Consider the following 17715-nt stretch of genomic DNA (forward strand, 5'->3'; position numbering starts at 1 on the left):
TTTGGGCTACTGTTTTCAGGGTCAGGGAAAGACTTCACGACTCCCTGCTTCCTAATAAATTCCCTAAAACATGCGCTGGCGGTTAGTTTAATCGTATTAGCTACTGACAGCCACCTATTATCGCATCAGCCTGTGCGTGCTTTGGCAAGGATTGCCGTACTGCTTTATCTGACTGGGCGTCCACTGGACGAAGTTGTATTTGATAGAGATAAGTCAGGAGGATAGTTTGAACATTAAACGAAACTGGGCGGGCGTGGTCAGCTGTTTTTTGCTGTTTACGGTCGTTTGCATGTCGCTCGCTTATAATGTGAAGGGGGCATTCAGGGCGTCCGGTCATCCGGAACTGGGTTTGCTCTTTTTTATCCTGCCGGGTGCCGCAGCCAGTTTTCTCTCGCGTAAAGGAGAGGTGATCAAGCCTCTGCTCGGGGCCATGCTGGCAGCACCGCTGTGCCTGCTGATGATGCGTCTGATGTATGTCCCGACAAGAAGCCTCTGGCAGGAGCTGGCGTGGTTACTGAGCGGGGTGTTCTGGTGTGCGCTGGGGGCGCTTTGCTATCTGTTTGTGCGCAGCCTGCTGCACCGGCGCAAACATCCGCAATAAAAACGCCCTCGCGGTGAGGGCGTCTTCGCATTACTGAGCGGCAAACAGGCCCAGGTTTTCTTTGGCGTAGGCTTCAAAGTCAGTGCAGCCGCCGATGTGTTTCTGATCGAGGAAGATCTGCGGTACGGTTTCAACCGGCTTGCCGACGGTTTTTTCCAGATCCGCTTTGGTGATGCCTTCCGCGTGGATATCCACGTAGCGGAAGTTGAAATCATCGCGCTCTTCAGTCAGTTTCTCGGCCAGTTCTTTTGCGCGAACACAGTAAGGGCACCCTGGACGACCAAAAATTACTGCAAACATTTCTCTCTCCTCAAAAAACAAGCCTGACGGCGAATAACACGTATAGTGCCCGATAACCTGCCGTCATTAAAGAAGGTTTCGCCTGTCGCTTTGATACAGTAAGGCTATGTTTCGCCAATTACACCGCGCAAATCATTGCCTATACTGGCTGCCATACGGTTTAAGCAAGACAAAGAGAGACAAGATGACGCCAACCATAGACCTGCTAACATCCCACCGTTCCATTCGCCACTTCACAGATGAGCCGATTACCGAGGCGCAGCGTGCCGCGATTATTGACAGCGCAAGGGCGACCTCCAGTTCCAGCTTTCTGCAGTGCAGTTCCATTATCCGCATCACCGACCCGGCCATGCGCGAGCAGCTGGTGACGCTGACCGGCGGGCAGAAACATGTGGCGCAGGCGGCAGAGTTCTGGGTGTTCTGCGCCGACTTTAACCGCCACCTGCAGATCTGCCCTGAGGCAGAACTGGGGCTGGCCGAACAGCTGCTGCTGGGCGTGGTGGATACCGCGCTGATGGCGCAAAACGCCTTTACGGCGGCGGAGTCGCTGGGGTTAGGCGGTGTCTACATCGGCGGCCTGCGTAATAATATCGAAAGCGTGACCGAGCTGCTGAAGCTGCCAAAACATGTTCTGCCACTCTTTGGTCTGTGCCTCGGCTGGCCTGCGGATAACCCGGATCTCAAGCCGCGCATTCCTGCCGCGATGCTGGTGCACGAAAACCTCTACCAGCCGGTCGATCAGAACGTCCTGAATCAATATGATGAAGAGCTGGCGAACTACTACATGACGCGCGGCAGCAATAACCGTCGCGATACCTGGACCGACCATATTCGCCGCACCATCATCAAAGAAAACCGCCCGTTTATTCTTGATTACCTGCACAAACAGGGATGGGCGACGCGATAGTCCATTCCTCCTGCGCCTGCCTGCGTATATGATATGCAGGCTTTTCCCATGTCTTTAGAGAGGTGCAGGGTGAAAATTGCCATATTGTCCCGGGATGGAACGCTCTATTCATGTAAACGCCTGCGTGAGGCGGCGGCAAAACGCGGGCATCAGGTTGAGATCCTCGACCCGATGTCCTGCTATATGAACATCGACCCCGCTGCGTCGTCGATTCACTACAAAGGCCGCAAGCTGCCGCATTTCGATGCGGTGATCCCCCGCATCGGCTCCCAGATCACCTATTACGGCACCGCCGCGCTGCGCCAGTTTGAAATGCTGGGCAGCTATCCGCTCAATGAATCCGTCGCCATTTCCCGCGCCCGCGACAAGCTGCGCTCGCTGCAACTGCTCGCCCGTCAGGGGATCGATCTTCCTGTCACCGGGATTGCCCATTCGCCGGACGACACCAGCGATCTTATCGATATGGTGGGCGGCGCGCCTTTGGTGATCAAGCTGGTGGAAGGTACGCAGGGCATTGGGGTGGTGCTGGCGGAGACGCGTCAGGCGGCGGAAAGCGTGATTGACGCCTTTCGCGGTCTGAATGCCCACATTCTTGTGCAGGAGTACATCGAAGAGGCCAAAGGGCGCGATATCCGCTGCTTCGTGGTGGGCAATGAAGTGGTAGCGGCCATTGAGCGTCAGGCGAAAGAGGGCGATTTCCGCTCTAACCTTCACCGGGGCGGCATTGCCAGAATCGCTGATATCAGCGATCGGGAGCGGGAAATTGCCGTCAAAGCGGCGCAAACCCTCGGGCTGGACGTGGCCGGTGTGGATCTTCTGCGGGCGACGCGCGGGCCGCTGGTGATGGAGGTGAATGCCTCCCCGGGGCTGGAAGGCGTGGAAAAAACCACCGGGGTCGATATTGCGGGTAAAATGATCGCATGGATCGAGCGTCATGCCACGCCAGGTTACTGTCTGAAAACGGGCGGTTAAATGGATTACTGCGCACTTTTTGCGTACTCTATGCGAAGTTTTTATTAAAGAGGCTGCACAGCGATGGATTTACAGGTCGTTCCTACACTGGATACGTTACGTCAATGGCTCGATGATGCCGGTATCACCTTCTTTGAATGCGATTCCTGCCAGGCGCTGCATCTGCCTCATATGCAAAATTTCGACGGCATTTTTGATGCTAAAGTCGATCTGATTAACGACGTGATCCTTTTTTCCGCGCTGGCCGAAGTGAAGCCCTCCGCGCTGCTGGCGCTGGCCTCCGATCTCTCGGCCATCAACGCCAGTTCTTTGACGGTGAAAGCGTTTCTCGACATACAGGATGATAATCTGCCAAAACTGGTCGTTTGCCAGTCTTTATTCTCCGGTGCCGGGCTGTCGTTCAAGCAGTTCGCCTGGTTTATGCGCTTGAGTGAAGAGCAAATTTCCATGGTTATGATGGAAGCCAATGCACATCATTTGCTGTATAGCGCGGAAGATGATGCAGAGAATAATGATGCATCTCCCAATTTTCTCCACTAAGCCTGTCTGACTTTTGCGCAGTCGCTGCCAGAGCGGCTGCATAACGCCATTTTTTCTGCTGCTTTTAACCTTTCCGTAAAGAATTTTTCACCTCCCTGAAGGCCGTTTCGGCTTATCACGTAGACATAACCTGCATAAAAAATTGATAAAAGGCGTTTTTTCGTCTGGGCTATAGCCGGAGACACGGGCTACAGTTATTCTTGCGATGCTTACAAAGAAGCGAGCGGAACCTGCCAGGAAAGGGGTTTATTTTTATTTCGGGCAGAACGACAAACTATGCATGGTTTTTGCATATATCCGGATTGCACAGTTTTGGTTCGTTTGTTAACGAGCTTTCAGAAGGAATAACGATATGATCGCCTTGAATAAAAAATGGTTATCGGGTCTGGTTGCGGGTGCTCTGATGGCCGTCTCTGCCGGCACGCTCGCTGCGGAACAAAAAACGCTGCACGTTTACAACTGGTCTGACTATATCGCACCGGACACAGTCGCTAATTTTGAAAAAGAGACCGGCATTAAAGTGGTCTACGACGTTTTCGATTCCAACGAAGTGCTGGAAGGCAAACTGATGGCAGGCAGCACCGGGTTTGATCTCGTGGTGCCTTCTGCAAGCTTCCTGGAGCGTCAGCTGACCGCAGGCGTTTTCCAGCCGTTGGATAAGAGCAAGTTATCGAACTGGAAAAACCTCGACCCGGAAGTGCTGAAGCTGGTGGCGAAGCACGATCCGGACAACAAATACGCGATGCCTTATCTGTGGGCGACCACCGGTATCGGCTACAACGTCGATAAAGTAAAAGCGGCGCTCGGTCCGGACGTCAAGCTGGACAGCTGGGACGTGGTGCTGAAGCCGGAAAACCTTGAGAAGCTGAAAAGCTGCGGCATTTCCTTCCTCGATGCGCCGGAAGAGATTTTCGCCACCGTGCTCAACTACCTGGGCAAAGACCCGAACAGCAACAAGGCCAATGACTACACCGGTCCGGCGACCGATCTGCTGCTCAAGCTGCGTCCAAACATTCGTTACTTCCATTCGTCTCAGTACATCAACGACCTGGCGAACGGCGACATCTGCGTCGCGATCGGCTGGGCAGGGGACGTGTGGCAGGCGGCTAACCGCGCGAAAGAGGCGAAAAACGGTGTGAATGTCTCTTACTTCATTCCAAAAGAAGGGGCGCTGGCGTTCTTCGACGTCTTCGCGATGCCTGCTGATGCGAAGAACAAAGACGAAGCCTATCAGTTCCTCAACTATCTGATGCGTCCTGAGGTGATTGCCCACATCAGCGACCACGTTTACTACGCGAACGGTAACAAGGCCTCGGTGCCGCTGGTCAGCGAAGAGATCCGCAATAACCCGGCGATTTATCCACCGGCAGACGTGTTCGCCAAGCTCTTCACCCTGAAAGTTCAGGATCCAAAAATTGACCGCGTGCGTACCCGCGCGTGGACCAAGGTGAAGAGCGGTAAATAAGTTACCGTGAGTCGTAGGCCGGGCAAGCGTTAGCGCCCCCGGCAACAGGCGCACCGTTCTGGTGCGCCTGCACCATGATTTGATCTCTACCGGAGAACACCCCGTGAATGACGCGATCCCCCGCCCGCAGGCGAAAGTCCGTAAAGCGCTGACCCCGCTGCTTGAAATTCGTAACCTCACCAAATCTTTCGACGGCCAGCATGCCGTGGACGACGTCAGCCTGACGATCTACAAAGGCGAAATCTTCGCGCTGCTGGGCGCATCCGGCTGTGGTAAATCCACCCTGCTGCGTATGCTGGCGGGTTTTGAACAGCCCACCGCCGGGCAAATCATGCTCGATGGCGTGGATCTCTCCAGCGTGCCGCCGTATCAGCGGCCGATTAACATGATGTTCCAGTCCTACGCGCTGTTTCCGCACATGACGGTGGAGCAAAACATCGCTTTTGGCCTGAAGCAGGACAAGCTGCCGAAGGCGGAAATCACCGCGCGCGTGGCCGAGATGCTCAGCCTCGTTCACATGCAGGAGTTCGCGAAGCGTAAGCCGCACCAGCTCTCCGGCGGCCAGCGTCAGCGCGTGGCGCTGGCACGCAGTCTGGCAAAACGCCCGAAATTATTGCTGCTCGACGAACCGATGGGCGCGCTGGATAAAAAACTGCGCGACCGCATGCAGCTCGAAGTGGTGGACATTCTCGAGCGCGTGGGGGTGACCTGCGTGATGGTTACGCACGATCAGGAAGAGGCGATGACCATGGCCGGGCGTATTGCGATCATGAACCGCGGGAAGTTCGTGCAGATTGGCGAGCCGGAAGAGATTTATGAGCACCCAACCACCCGCTACAGCGCGGAGTTCATCGGCTCGGTTAACGTCTTCGAAGGGCTGCTGAAAGATCGTCAGGAAGATGGTCTGGTCATCGAATCGCCGGGGCTGCAGCATCCGCTTAAGGTCGATCCTGATAACTCCGTGGTGGACAACGTGCCGGTCTACGTCGCGCTGCGTCCGGAGAAGATCATGCTCTGTGAGGATCCGCCTGCCGATGGCTATAACTTTGCCGTGGGCGAAGTGGTGCACATTGCCTATCTGGGCGACCTGTCTATTTACCACGTGCGTCTGAAAAGCGGACAAATGCTCAGCGCCCAGCTGCAGAACGAACACCGTTATCGCAAGGGGCAGCCGACCTGGGGCGACGAAGTGCGCCTGTGCTGGGACGCGGACAGCTGCGTCGTGCTGACGGTATAAGGAGCGATCATGAGTACACTTGAACCTCCAGCCCGCGTCAAAACACCGGGCGGTTTTTCCCCCTGGCTGGCGCGCCTTAAGATGAACCACGGCCGCAAGCTGGTGATCGCCATGCCGTACGTGTGGCTGATCCTGCTGTTCCTGCTGCCGTTCCTGATTGTTTTCAAGATCAGCCTGGCGGAAATGGCGCGGGCGATCCCGCCGTATACCAACCTGCTGGACTGGGCCGACGGGCAGCTGACGCTGACCTTAAACCTGGGCAATTTCCTGCAGCTCACCGACGACCCGCTCTATTTCGAAGCCTATTTGCAGTCGCTGCAGGTGGCGGCAATCTCGACGATCTGCTGCCTTCTCATGGGCTATCCGCTGGCCTGGGCGGTCGCGCACAGCAAGCCGTCGACGCGGAATATTTTGCTGCTGCTGGTGATTTTGCCGTCGTGGACCTCGTTCCTGATCCGCGTTTACGCGTGGATGGGGATCCTGAAAAACAACGGCATACTGAATAACTTTCTGATGTGGCTTGGGGTTATCGATCAGCCGTTGACGATCCTGCACACCAACCTCGCGGTCTATATCGGCATTGTGTACGCCTATCTGCCGTTTATGGTGCTGCCGATCTATACGGCGCTGACGCGCATTGATTACTCGCTGGTGGAAGCGTCGCTCGATCTCGGCGCGCGCCCGTTGAAAACGTTCTTTAGCGTGATTGTCCCGCTGACCAAAGGCGGCATTATCGCCGGGTCAATGCTGGTCTTTATCCCGGCGGTAGGGGAGTTCGTGATCCCGGAACTGCTCGGCGGCCCGGACAGCATCATGATTGGCCGCGTGCTGTGGCAGGAGTTCTTCAATAACCGCGACTGGCCGGTGGCCTCGGCGGTGGCGATCGTGATGCTGTTGCTGCTGATCGTGCCGATCATGTGGTTCCACAAGCATCAGCAGAAACAGATGGGAGACCACGGATGAACAACTTACCGGTAGTGCGCTCTCCGTGGCGAATTCTGATCCTGGTGATTGGCTTTACCTTCCTGTATGCGCCGATGCTGATGCTGGTGATCTACTCGTTCAACAGCTCTAAGCTGGTGACGGTCTGGGCGGGCTGGTCGACGCGCTGGTACAGCGAGCTGTTCCACGACGATGCGATGATGAGCGCGGTGGGGCTGAGCCTGACCATCGCCGCACTGGCGGCCACGATGGCCTGTGTTCTGGGCACCATCGCCGCGCTGGTGATGGTGCGCTTCGGGCGTTTTCGCGGTTCGAACGGCTTTGCCTTTATGATCACCGCCCCGCTGGTGATGCCGGATGTGATCACCGGCCTGTCCCTACTGCTGCTGTTCGTTGCCCTGGCGCACGCCATCGGCTGGCCGGCGGATCGCGGCATGCTCACCATCTGGCTGGCCCACGTCACCTTCTGTACCGCCTACGTGGCGGTGGTGATCTCCTCGCGCCTGCGCGAGCTGGATCGCTCCATTGAAGAGGCGGCAATGGATCTCGGCGCCACGCCGCTGAAGGTCTTTTTCATCATCACGCTGCCGATGATTATGCCTGCGGTGATCTCCGGCTGGCTGCTGGCGTTTACGCTCTCGCTCGACGATCTGGTCATCGCCAGCTTTGTTTCCGGGCCGGGCGCGACGACGCTGCCAATGCTGGTCTTCTCCAGCGTGCGTATGGGGGTAAATCCGGAGATCAACGCCCTGGCCTCTATCATCCTCGGCGTGGTCGGAATTGTCGGATTTATCGCCTGGTATTTGATGGCGCGCGCGGAAAAGCAGCGGGTGCGTGATATCCAGCGTGCAAGACGCGGCTGAAGCATTTAAAATTTCCAGTGAAGTGCCGCGCATGACGCGGCACTGTTTTTCAGGGAAGTAAAACATTGGGATTCTTTCAAAAAACACGTCATACGCATGCTCGTCCGAACGTTCCTGCGCTGGTGCAGGTGGCGGCGCTCGCCATTATTATGATCCGCTGTCTGGACGTGCTGATGATTCTGAACACCCTGGGCGTGCGCGGCATCGGTGAATTCATTCACCGCAGCGTGCAGACGTGGAATCTGACGCTGGTCTTTTTGAGCAGCCTGGTGCTGGTGTTTATTGAAATCTACTGTGCATTCTCGCTGGTCAAAGGGCGCAACTGGGCGCGCTGGGTCTATTTGCTGACGCAAATCATTGCTGCGGGCTATTTGTGGGCAGCTTCGCTGGGTTATGGCTATCCTGAACTGTTTAGCATTCCCGGCGGCTCCCGACGGGAGATTTTCCAGTCGCTGGTGATGCAAAAGCTTCCGGACATGTTGGTGCTCTGCCTGCTTTATATTCCTGCCTCCAGTCGGCGGTTCTTCCGCCTGCAATAATGTGTATAATCGCAGCCCTCGTGATTCTTAAGGTTTTCATATGCAGTGCGCACTCTATGACGCCGGACGCTGCCGCTCCTGTCAGTGGATAGAACAGCCGGTCTCTCAACAACTCACCGCCAAAATGGCCGACCTGCAACAGCTGCTGGCAGCACACGCGGTGGGCGAGTGGTGCGCACCCGTCAGCGGCCCGGAGCAGGGCTTTCGCAATAAAGCCAAAATGGTCGTCAGCGGCAGTGTTGAAAAACCGCTGCTGGGAATGCTGCACCGCGACGGCACGCCGGAAGACTTAACCGACTGTCCGCTGTATCCCGCTTCCTTTGAGCCCGTCTTTGCCGCGCTGAAACCCTTTATTGCGCGTGCAGGGTTAACGCCTTACAACGTCGCCCGCAGACGCGGCGAGCTGAAATACCTTCTGCTGACCGAAAGCCAGAAAGACGGCGGCATGATGCTGCGCTTCGTGCTGCGCTCGGAGGCCAAGCTGGAGCAGCTGCGCGCGGCGCTGCCGTGGCTGCAGGAACAGCTTCCGCAGCTTAAGGTCATTACGGCGAATATTCAGCCGGTGCATATGGCGATCATGGAAGGGGAAAAAGAGATTTTCTTCACCGAACAGCACGCGCTGGCCGAAAGCTTCAACGGCGTGCCGCTGTGGATCCGCCCGCAAAGCTTCTTCCAGACTAACCCGACAGTGGCTAGCAGCCTGTACGCCACCGCCCGCGACTGGGTGCGCGCGTTAAACATCCAGCATATGTGGGATCTGTTCTGCGGCGTGGGCGGCTTTGGCCTGCACTGCGCCACGCCAGAGATGCAGCTGACCGGCATTGAGATCTCTGCCGAGGCGATTGCCTGCGCGAAACAGTCCGCCGCCGGGCTGGGGTTAACGAATCTGCGCTTTCAGGCGCTGGACTCCACGCAGTTTGCGACCGGCCAGGGCAACGTGCCGGAGCTGGTGCTGGTGAACCCGCCGCGTCGTGGCATCGGAAAAGCGCTGTGCGACTATCTGAGCCAGATGGCACCGGACTACATTGTCTATTCCAGCTGTAACGCGCAGACTATGGCGAAAGACATCGCCGGCCTGCCGGGCTACCGCATTGAACGCGTTCAGCTTTTCGATATGTTCCCGCATACCGCGCATTACGAAGTGTTGACGTTGTTAACCCGTAGGCCGGGTAAGGCGTAGCCGCCACCCGGCATGAACCCCGCACAATGTTCAACAAAATGTGAACTCTTCCCCCGCTCGAAATCAGGTAAGCTTACGTCATAAGACATGAATAAAGGCTTACCCATGAAGCAGATCCTGCTGGTGGAAGACGACCACGATATCGCGGCGCTTCTGCGACTCAATTTAGAAGACGAAGGCTACGCCATCACCCACGAGCCCGACGGGGGCAATGCCTTACTGCGCCTTGAAAAACAGCCGTGGGATGCGGTGATCCTCGACCTGATGCTGCCCAACGTTGACGGTCTGGAGATTTGCCGTCGCATCCGTCAGATGACGCGCTACCTGCCGGTGATCATCATCAGCGCCCGCAGCAGCGAAACCGACCGAATCACCGGGCTGGAAACCGGTGCCGATGATTATCTGGCTAAGCCGTTCTCGGTGCAGGAATTAATTGCGCGCATCAAAGCGCTGTTCCGCCGCCAGCAGGCGATGGGCCAGGCGCAAACCGACGGTCAAATTCAGGCCCAGGGTCTGACCATCGATCCGCTGGCGCGCAGCGTGCTGCTTCACGGCCAGGTGGTGGATCTCACCCCTCGCGAGTTCGAATTGCTGTACTTCTTTGCTCGTCATCCTGGCGAGGTGTTTTCCCGCTTAGCGCTGCTGGAGCAGGTCTGGGGTTACCAGCACGAAGGCTATGAGCACACCGTTAACACCCATATCAACCGCCTGCGCATCAAGATTGAGAAGGACGCCGCCGAGCCGGAGATTATTCGCACCGTCTGGGGCAAGGGCTACAAGTTTGCGGAGCAAAACCATGATGCGCCGCTTTAGCCTGAGCCAGCGGCTGACGCTGCTGTTCATCCTGCTGATGATGCTCTGCGCCACCGTCGCCTGCGCGGTACAACTCTACAGCAGCACGCAGTACGGTAACGCGATGGTGCAGCGGCTGTCGGGCGGGCTGGCGCAGCAGATCGTTCAGCGCGAACCGATTCTGGACGCACAGGGCAGGGTCGACCGAACGGCACTCAAGCCGCTGTTTGACCGGCTGATGACCTTTAATCCGAGCGTTGAGCTGTATGTCGTCTCCCCGGACGGCGATATCCTGGCCGATGCCGCACCGCCGGGGCATATTCAGCGGCAAAAAATCGACCTGGCGCCGGTTCAGACCTTCCTGAGCGGTACCGCCATACCGATCCTGGGCGACGATCCGCGCAGTCAAAATAAAAAGGTGTTTAGCGCCACGCCGCTGCGGCAGGACGGCGAGCTAAAAGGCTACCTCTACATCATTTTGCAGGGAGAGGAGTCCAACGCGCTGGCGGAGATGGCCTGGCATAAGGCGCTGTGGAGCACGGTGCTGTGGTCATTGCTGTGGGTCGCGCTGTTTGGCCTGCTGGCGGGGTTGCTCATCTGGTACTGGGTCACGCGCCCGGTAAAACAGCTGACGGTCGAAGTCGCCGGGCTGGAGCAGGACAGCATCAGCGCTATCAGGCAGCTGGCGGCGCAGCCGTCGGACGCGGCGGCAAAGGATGAAGTGGCTATCCTGCGCAACAGCTTTATCGAGCTGGCGCGCAAAATCACCCGCCAGTGGGACCAGTTGGCCGACAGCGATCGCCAGCGCCGGGAGTTTATTGCCAACATTTCGCACGATCTCCGTACGCCGCTGACCTCACTGCTGGGCTATCTGGAAACCCTTTCGCTAAAATCCGCCACGCTGACGCCGCAGGAGCACCAGCAGTATCTCGCCACCGCGCTGCGTCAGGGGCAAAAAGTCCGTCATCTGTCACAGCAGCTGTTTGAGCTGGCGCGCCTTGAGCACGGCGGCATTAAGCCGCAGCGAGAGCGTTTCGCGATGGGGGAGTTGATCTCCGACGTGGCGCAGAAGTTTGAGCTCACCGCCCGCACGCGGGAAGTGAATCTGCATATTGACGTGCCGGGACCGCTGCCGCTGATTAACGCCGATGTGTCGATGATCGAACGCGTGGTGACCAACCTGCTCGATAACGCGATGCGCCATACGCCAACCGGCGGGGAAATTCGTCTGGCGGTCTGGCAGGAGAATGAACGGCTTCAGGTCGAAGTGGCTGACAGCGGAACGGGCGTGGATGCCTCGCTGCGCGACGATCTGTTCCAGCGGCCATCGGCGCTTAATACCCAGGCATCGCGGGAGAATCGCGGCGGGTTGGGGCTGTTAATCGTTAAGAGAATGCTGGAGCTGCACGGCGGTGGGATCAGGCTGATGGAGTCGGTGAGCGGGGCGCGGTTCAGGTTCTTTGTGCCGCTTTAAGAAATTGCCGGGTGGCGCTGCGCTTACCCGGCCTACAACTCCCCCCGTAGGCCGGGTAAGGCGCAGCCGTCACCCGGCAAAAAACGTTACTGCGGGAACCACTGCTCGCTGATTTTCTGATACGTACCGTCCGCTTTAATCGCTTTCAGCGCGCCGTTCAGTTTTTCCAGCAGGGCTTTGTTATCCGGACGTACCGCGATGCCGAGGCCTGTACCAAAGTACTGTGGATCGGTCACTTTCTCGGTTGCGGTGCCCAGCTGAGGGTTGGTTTTCAGCCATTCGTTCACCACGGCGGTATCGCCGAACACGCCGTCGATGCGGCCATTTTTCAGGTCGATAATCGCGTTCTGGTAGCTGTCATAAGCCACGGTTTTCACTTCAGGATGCTTGTCCTGGAGGTATTTCTGGTGCGTGGTGCCGTTTTCCATCCCGATGCGTTTGCCTTTCAGCTGATCGAAAGAGGTATAAGCGCCTTTCTTCGCAATCACTACCGCAGAGTTGGCGTAGTACGGGTCGGTGAAGGAGACCTGCTTGCTGCGCTCTGGCGTGATGTCCATTCCGGAGATCACCGCGTCGTATTTCTTGAATTTCAGCGACGGGATCAGGCTGTCGAAGGCATGGTTGGTAAAGGTGCAGTCGGCTTGCATTTGTTTGCACAGCGCTTTCGCCAGGTCGATGTCGAAACCGACGATCTGGTTGCTGGCATCCAGCGATTCAAACGGTGGATAGGTGGCGGAAACGCCAAAATTGATTTTATCTGCAGCGGATGCGCCAGCGGCGAAGGTTGCCAGTAATGCGGCCAGAACTAACTTTTTCATTGTAATGCTCCCGTCTGTCTATCTTGTCATTATGCGCCGTGTCTGCGGCATGGATGTACAATGCCATTGAATGAATTTATATGCAATAAATATGATTAAATATTATTTTATGCATAAAAAAATGCGGATAACCCATCAGGTTACCCGCATTCGAAACACAAATTTATGCATTAAGCCGATTAATTTCTGCGCTCAAACGCTAACGCTTTACGCTCGATCAGGCGCATCATCAGCGTCAACAGACCGTTGACCACCAGATACACCAGACCCGCCGCGCCGAACACCATGACGTCGTAGGTGCGTCCGTAAAGCAGCTGTCCGTGGCCCATCACCTCCATCAGCGTGATGGTGTAGGCCAGAGAGGTACTCTTGAACACCAGCACCACTTCGTTGGAATAGGAGGAGAGCGCGCGCTTGAAGGCGTACGGCAGCAGGATCGCCAGCGTGTCTTTCTTGCTCATGCCCAGCGCCCCGCAGGACTGCCATTGTCCTTCAGGAATGGCGCGGATCGCCCCGTAGAACAGTTGGGTGGTATAGGCCGCACTGTTCAATGAGAGCGCAATCAGGGCGCACAGCCACGGCTCAGAGAGCAGATGCCAGATAACCGGATACTCCTGCAGCGACGGGAACTGGCCCGGGCCATAGTAAATCAGGAAGATCTGCACCAGCAGCGGCGTGCCGGTAAACAGGGTGATGTAGGCACGCACAATCCACACCAGCACCGGCGTTTTCAGCGTCAGGATGATGGTGAATATCAGCGCCAGGATCAGCGCCACGACGATGGACGCGACGGTCAGCGTCAGGCTGGTGTGCAGCCCCTTCATCAGCTCGGGTAAGTAGTCAAGCATCAGCCCGGTCTCCGTTCAAAACGCGTTGCACGCAGGTCGATGCGTTTGAGGATGTACTGACTCAGCAACGTGATCACCAGGTAGATTGCCGCCGCCACGATGTACCAGGTAAACGGCTCCTGGGTACGGGTGGCGATACTTTTGGTCTGCAGCATTAAATCGTTCACGCTGATGAGGCTCACCAGCGCGGTATCTTTCAGCAACACCAGCCACTGGTTACCCAGCCCCGGCAGGGCATGACGCCACATCTGCGGCATTACCAGGCGGAAAAAGATCGCCGCTTTCGACATGCCGAGCGCCTGACCGGATTCCCACTGTCCTTGCGGAACCGCCTTCAGCGCCCCGCGCAGCGTTTGTGACGCGTAGGCAGAGTAGAGCAGGGAGAGGGCAATCACGCCGCACAGGAACGGGCTGACGTCGAAGTTTTCAATCTGCATCTGCACAGGGATATGCGCAAAGCCGAGATTGATCGTGAAGCCGTCCGACAGCGTCAGCAGCAGCTGTGAGGAGCCGAAATAGATAAACAGGACCACCAGAATTTCCGGCAGCCCACGCAGTACGGTCACCAGCGCGGAGCCCGTCCATGCAACGGGGAACCATTTTGCTGATTCCCACACCGCAAAGAACATCGCCAGCACAAGGCCGATAATCAGTGCACAAACGGCAAGGCCGACGGTCATCCCGGCGGCGCTTGCTAATGGAAGAATTTCATTCATCAGGAATTACTTCTGGAACCATTTTTTGTAGATGGTTTCGTAGGTGCCGTCTTTCTTCACTTTTTCCAGCGCAGCGTTGAATTTCTGCTGCAGCTCAGTGTTGCCCTGACGAACGGCAATCCCCAGACCGGTACCGAAGTAATCCTTATCGGTCACTTTGTCGCCCACTGGCGCCAGCTTGTCGTTGGCTTTCAGCCACTCGGTCACGACCGCGGTATCACCAAATACGCCGTCGATACGGCCATTTTGCAGATCCAGCTTGGCGTTCTGGTAGCTGTCATACGGAACGGTGGTGATTTCCGGATGTTTATCCATGATGAATTTCTGGTGCGTGGTGCCGTTCTGCACGCCCACTTTCTTGCCTTTCAGCTGATCGACAGAGGTGAACTTGCCTTTCTGACCAATGAACAGGGCGGAGTTGTCGTAGTAAGGAGTGGTGAACAGCACCTGCTTTTCACGCTCAGGGGTAATGTCCATCCCGGCCATCACGGCGTCGATACGGCGGAACTTCAGGCTTGGGATCAGGCTGTCGAACGCCTGGTTGCTGAAGGTACAGGTCGCGTCGATCTCTTTACACAGGGCGTTAGCCAGGTCCACGTCGAAGCCAACAATTTTGTTGTTCGCATCGATGGATTCAAACGGAGGATAAGACGCTTCGGTGGCGAAACGAATGGTCTGGGCTGCGGTAGCGGAAAGGCTGACGCTAGCAAGCAGCGCGGCAATCAATACTTTTTTCATTATCATTTTCCCTAACACATCAGTGAGATAAGTAATTTTTGAAGGCATCGGTTTGCGGGTTCGTGAAGCAGCTCGCGTCACCTTGCTCAACGATATACCCGTTTTCCATGTAAACCACGCGGCTGGCGGTTTTGCGCGCCACTTCCACTTCATGGGTCACGATGACCTGGGTAATGTTGGTTTCCGCCAGCTCGCGAATAATGCTCACGATCTGGGCGGTGATTTCCGGGTCCAGCGCTGCGGTCGGTTCATCAAACAGCAGAACCGCAGGCTCCATCATCAGCGCGCGGGCAATCGCCACGCGCTGCTGCTGACCGCCGGAGAGGTGTAAAGGATAGCGATCGCTGTACGGCTTAAGACGCAGACGTTCCAGCAGCTTTTCGGCACGCGCCATCGCCTGGTCTTTGCTTAAACCGAGCACGCGGCACGGCGCTTCAATCAGGTTTTGCAGAACGGTCAGGTGCGGCCAGAGATTGTATTGCTGAAAGACCATGCCGACATTTTGACGCAGTTCACGAATCGCTTTATCAGACGGCGTTTTCGCAAAATCAAAATGGTTACCGGCAATCGCCAGCGTACCCGAGCGGGGCATTTCAAGCAGATTAAGGACACGCAGAAGGGAACTTTTACCTGCGCCGCTTGGGCCGAGCAAAACCAGCGTTTCGCCCTCCGGGCAGTTCAGCGTGATGTCGAACAGCGCCTGGTGTGCGCCGTAGAAGCAGTTAATGCCGTTTAGTTTAATACTCATCGGGGCAGTCTTTACTCATCCAGGCAATCTATAGCAATTGAGGCCGCAGATAGTACCGTTGACAGAATAGTTATGCAATATTTCTGCGTTAAAAGTTAAATATAACCCGTGTTTCCTCTTAAACATAGCACAAAATAGCGAAGGGCAAGGGGGGCGAGTATAAATGTCGGCATTCCGCGAGAAATGCCGGACATTTTACGGGGTTAACAATTATTTTACTGATGAATTAGCGGTTCTCAATCGACTGGCGCAGCGTGCCTGCCGGGGCATGAACGCTGCCGCCGATGTAGCGTACGTCGTCGACGGCCCAGCACTGCCCTTCGCGGATCATCAGCACTTCATCCTGCCAGGACTGGGTGCCCTGCGTCAGCTTCACGCGCAGCGGGATATTTCGCGCATCGGTATTTGGGATGGTGGAAGCACTCGCGACCTCGGCGCTGTCGGGCAGCGTGGTGCGGCTGGAGAACGGGTCCGATTGAAGCAGCGCGTTATGCTGCGGATCGCGGGTCGCATCGTTCAGCAGTTTGGCCAGACCGTCGCTCAAATACGGACGAAGGGCAGTAAGATCGTTACCGCGATGCTGAATACGATAATCATAAAACTGTTGCGCCACGGTATCCGGGCCACCGTCAATGCAGGGGCCGCTGCGGGTACCGATATCCTTAAAGGCTGGCGTGACCGGGGTGGTGCACGCGCTGAGCACCAGCGCGCAAGGCACTAAAAGCGTTAAAGCAGAGTAGCGCATGTTGATTTCCTTATTTATTAACTATCCTTTCAATCATAGCGTAACGAACCGATAATGCTGGTGGTAAGGCATTGAACGCTAAAGAAGGAGAGAAAGTATGCAGTTTTCAACCACCCCAACCCTGGAAGGGCAGCCGATTACCGAGTATTGCGGCGTCGTGACGGGCGAAGCGATTCTGGGCGCCAATATCTTCCGCGACTTTTTTGCCGGGATTCGCGACATCGTCGGCGGACGCTCGGGTGCTTACGAGAAAGAGCTGCGTAAGGCCCGCGAGATTGCCTTTAAAGAGCTGGGCGAGCAGGCAAAAGCGCTGGGCGCCGATGCCGTTGTGGGTATTGATATCGACTACGAAACGGTCGGTAAAGATGCCAGTATGCTGATGGTGAGCGTGAGCGGTACGGCGGTGAAAACCCGTCGATGAAGCGTTCGCTTTCAACGCTCCTGCTGGCGCTGCTGCTGGCAGGGTGCGCCACGGAAAAGGGCATTATTGATAAAGGTGCCTACGAGCTGGATACCCGCCATCAGGCGCAGGCGGCCTACCCGCGTATCAAGGTGCTGGTGATCCACTATACCGCGGATGATTTTGACAGCTCGCTGGCGACCTTAACGGACAAAAATGTCAGCTCCCACTATCTCATTCCGGCTATTCCTCCTGCACCTGATGGCAAACCGCGTATCTGGCAGCTGGTGCCTGAAAGCGAACTGGCGTGGCATGCCGGGATCAGCTTCTGGCGCGGCACCAACCGTATCAATGATACGTCCGTGGGGATTGAGCTGGAGAACCGTGGCTGGCAAAAAAACGCTGGCGTTAAGCACTTTACCCCTTTTGAGCCTGCGCAAATTGCGGCGCTGGTGCCGCTCGCCAAAGACATTATTAGCCGCTACAACATCAGGCCTGAAAATGTGGTGGCCCATTCGGACATCGCCCCGCAACGTAAGGACGATCCCGGTCCGCTGTTCCCGTGGCGACAGCTTGCTCAGCAGGGCATTGGCGCATGGCCCGATCCGGCACGGGTCGCGTTCTATATAAACGGTCGTCCGCGCTATCAGCAGGTGGATACCGGAGCATTACTCGATCTCCTCGCGCGGTATGGCTATGAGGTGCCGGTTGACGGCACCCCGGCGCAGCAAAAGCGCATCATCACGGCGTTCCAGATGCATTTCCGGCCTGACCTGTGGAACGGCGTCGCGGATGTAGAAACCCTGGCGATTGCAGAAGCACTGTTAGAAAAATATGGGCAGGGGTAATCCTTCGGTTACCCCCGAATGAGTATTTTTAGACTGTTTTCG

General features: G+C 56.6%; 21 protein-coding genes. 14 read left to right on the forward strand and 7 right to left on the reverse strand.

Annotated features, from left to right (window positions below; genetic code table 11):
- The first annotated feature begins 226 nt into the window (after positions 1 to 226).
- Positions 227 to 601 (forward strand): inner membrane protein YbjM, encoded by a 375-nt coding sequence (locus K5E19_RS08485; protein WP_221550809.1) that lies wholly within the window; start codon positions 227 to 229, stop codon positions 599 to 601.
- Between the two features lie 30 nt (positions 602 to 631).
- Here K5E19_RS08485 and K5E19_RS08490 read toward each other — a convergent pair whose 3' ends face one another.
- Positions 632 to 901 (reverse strand): GrxA family glutaredoxin, encoded by a 270-nt coding sequence (locus K5E19_RS08490; protein ID WP_010429050.1) that lies wholly within the window; start codon positions 899 to 901, stop codon positions 632 to 634.
- 184 nt (positions 902 to 1085) lie between these two features.
- Between K5E19_RS08490 and nfsA the strand changes: the two genes are divergently transcribed.
- The 11 genes from nfsA to K5E19_RS08545 all read left to right on the forward strand — a co-directional run bounded on the left by nfsA (position 1086) and on the right by K5E19_RS08545 (position 11812).
- Positions 1086 to 1808 carry a nitroreductase NfsA gene (gene nfsA / locus K5E19_RS08495; protein WP_221550811.1) on the forward strand — a complete coding sequence of 241 codons (723 nt, stop codon included), beginning with the start codon at positions 1086 to 1088 and terminating at the stop codon, positions 1806 to 1808.
- 69 nt (positions 1809 to 1877) lie between these two features.
- A complete protein-coding gene (gene rimK, locus K5E19_RS08500) occupies positions 1878 to 2780 on the forward strand; it encodes a 30S ribosomal protein S6--L-glutamate ligase (RefSeq protein ID WP_213751029.1) in 903 nt (300 codons plus the stop codon).
- Positions 2781 to 2843: 63 nt separating this feature from the next.
- Complete coding sequence (locus K5E19_RS08505) at positions 2844 to 3320, forward strand: YbjN domain-containing protein (RefSeq protein ID WP_010429060.1); 477 nt, start codon at positions 2844 to 2846, stop codon at positions 3318 to 3320.
- Positions 3321 to 3672: 352 nt separating this feature from the next.
- A complete protein-coding gene (gene potF / locus K5E19_RS08510) occupies positions 3673 to 4785 on the forward strand; it encodes a spermidine/putrescine ABC transporter substrate-binding protein PotF (RefSeq protein WP_221550813.1) in 1113 nt (370 codons plus the stop codon).
- A gap of 103 nt (positions 4786 to 4888) precedes the next feature.
- Entirely contained in the window at positions 4889 to 6022 is a 1134-nt protein-coding gene (gene potG, locus K5E19_RS08515; protein ID WP_024907855.1) for a putrescine ABC transporter ATP-binding subunit PotG, read from the forward strand.
- A gap of 9 nt (positions 6023 to 6031) precedes the next feature.
- Positions 6032 to 6985, forward strand: a complete 954-nt coding sequence (gene potH, locus K5E19_RS08520; protein WP_221550815.1) for a putrescine ABC transporter permease PotH — start codon at positions 6032 to 6034, stop codon at positions 6983 to 6985.
- Positions 6982 to 7827: a putrescine ABC transporter permease PotI gene (gene potI / locus K5E19_RS08525; protein WP_028012508.1), complete on the forward strand. Its 846-nt coding sequence runs from the start codon at positions 6982 to 6984 to the stop codon at positions 7825 to 7827. Before potH ends, potI begins: the two co-directional genes overlap by 4 nt.
- Before the next feature lie 65 nt (positions 7828 to 7892).
- Entirely contained in the window at positions 7893 to 8366 is a 474-nt protein-coding gene (locus tag K5E19_RS08530) for a YbjO family protein (RefSeq protein ID WP_120158432.1), read from the forward strand.
- 40 nt (positions 8367 to 8406) lie between these two features.
- Positions 8407 to 9546, forward strand: a complete 1140-nt coding sequence (gene rlmC / locus K5E19_RS08535; protein WP_221550817.1) for a 23S rRNA (uracil(747)-C(5))-methyltransferase RlmC — start codon at positions 8407 to 8409, stop codon at positions 9544 to 9546.
- Positions 9547 to 9651: 105 nt separating this feature from the next.
- Complete coding sequence (locus K5E19_RS08540; RefSeq protein ID WP_221550818.1) at positions 9652 to 10359, forward strand: response regulator transcription factor; 708 nt, start codon at positions 9652 to 9654, stop codon at positions 10357 to 10359.
- Positions 10343 to 11812, forward strand: coding sequence for an ATP-binding protein (locus K5E19_RS08545; RefSeq protein WP_221550819.1), 1470 nt, complete (start codon positions 10343 to 10345; stop codon positions 11810 to 11812). Before K5E19_RS08540 ends, K5E19_RS08545 begins: the two co-directional genes overlap by 17 nt.
- 86 nt (positions 11813 to 11898) lie before the next feature.
- Here the strand turns inward: K5E19_RS08545 and artJ are convergent, their stop codons facing one another.
- The 6 genes from artJ to K5E19_RS08575 form a co-directional block, all read right to left on the reverse strand.
- Complete coding sequence (gene artJ, locus K5E19_RS08550; protein ID WP_221550820.1) at positions 11899 to 12630, reverse strand: arginine ABC transporter substrate-binding protein ArtJ; 732 nt, start codon at positions 12628 to 12630, stop codon at positions 11899 to 11901.
- Between the two features lie 179 nt (positions 12631 to 12809).
- Positions 12810 to 13478: an arginine ABC transporter permease ArtM gene (gene artM, locus K5E19_RS08555; RefSeq protein WP_010429086.1), complete on the reverse strand. Its 669-nt coding sequence runs from the start codon at positions 13476 to 13478 to the stop codon at positions 12810 to 12812.
- On the reverse strand, positions 13478 to 14194 hold the full coding sequence (gene artQ, locus K5E19_RS08560; RefSeq protein ID WP_221550821.1) for an arginine ABC transporter permease ArtQ: 717 nt from the start codon (positions 14192 to 14194) through the stop codon (positions 13478 to 13480). Before artQ ends, artM begins: the two co-directional genes overlap by 1 nt.
- Positions 14195 to 14200: 6 nt before the next feature.
- Positions 14201 to 14932 (reverse strand): arginine ABC transporter substrate-binding protein ArtI, encoded by a 732-nt coding sequence (gene artI / locus K5E19_RS08565; protein ID WP_020689903.1) that lies wholly within the window; start codon positions 14930 to 14932, stop codon positions 14201 to 14203.
- A 19-nt stretch (positions 14933 to 14951) separates the two neighbouring features.
- Positions 14952 to 15680 carry an arginine ABC transporter ATP-binding protein ArtP gene (artP, locus tag K5E19_RS08570; protein WP_119934911.1) on the reverse strand — a complete coding sequence of 243 codons (729 nt, stop codon included), beginning with the start codon at positions 15678 to 15680 and terminating at the stop codon, positions 14952 to 14954.
- Positions 15681 to 15906: 226 nt separating this feature from the next.
- On the reverse strand, positions 15907 to 16425 hold the full coding sequence (locus tag K5E19_RS08575; RefSeq protein WP_221550822.1) for a lipoprotein: 519 nt from the start codon (positions 16423 to 16425) through the stop codon (positions 15907 to 15909).
- A gap of 97 nt (positions 16426 to 16522) precedes the next feature.
- Here K5E19_RS08575 and K5E19_RS08580 point away from each other — a divergent pair, with 97 nt between their 5' ends.
- Together K5E19_RS08580 and K5E19_RS08585 are read left to right on the forward strand one after the other, a co-directional pair.
- On the forward strand, positions 16523 to 16846 hold the full coding sequence (locus K5E19_RS08580; protein WP_006174327.1) for a heavy metal-binding domain-containing protein: 324 nt from the start codon (positions 16523 to 16525) through the stop codon (positions 16844 to 16846).
- On the forward strand, positions 16843 to 17673 hold the full coding sequence (locus K5E19_RS08585) for an N-acetylmuramoyl-L-alanine amidase (protein WP_221550823.1): 831 nt from the start codon (positions 16843 to 16845) through the stop codon (positions 17671 to 17673). The genes K5E19_RS08580 and K5E19_RS08585 overlap by 4 nt, the downstream gene beginning before the upstream one ends.
- The last annotated feature ends 42 nt before the right edge of the window (positions 17674 to 17715 follow it).

The organism is Enterobacter sp. RIT637, assembly GCF_019718755.1.
GTDB lineage: Bacteria > Pseudomonadota > Gammaproteobacteria > Enterobacterales > Enterobacteriaceae > Enterobacter.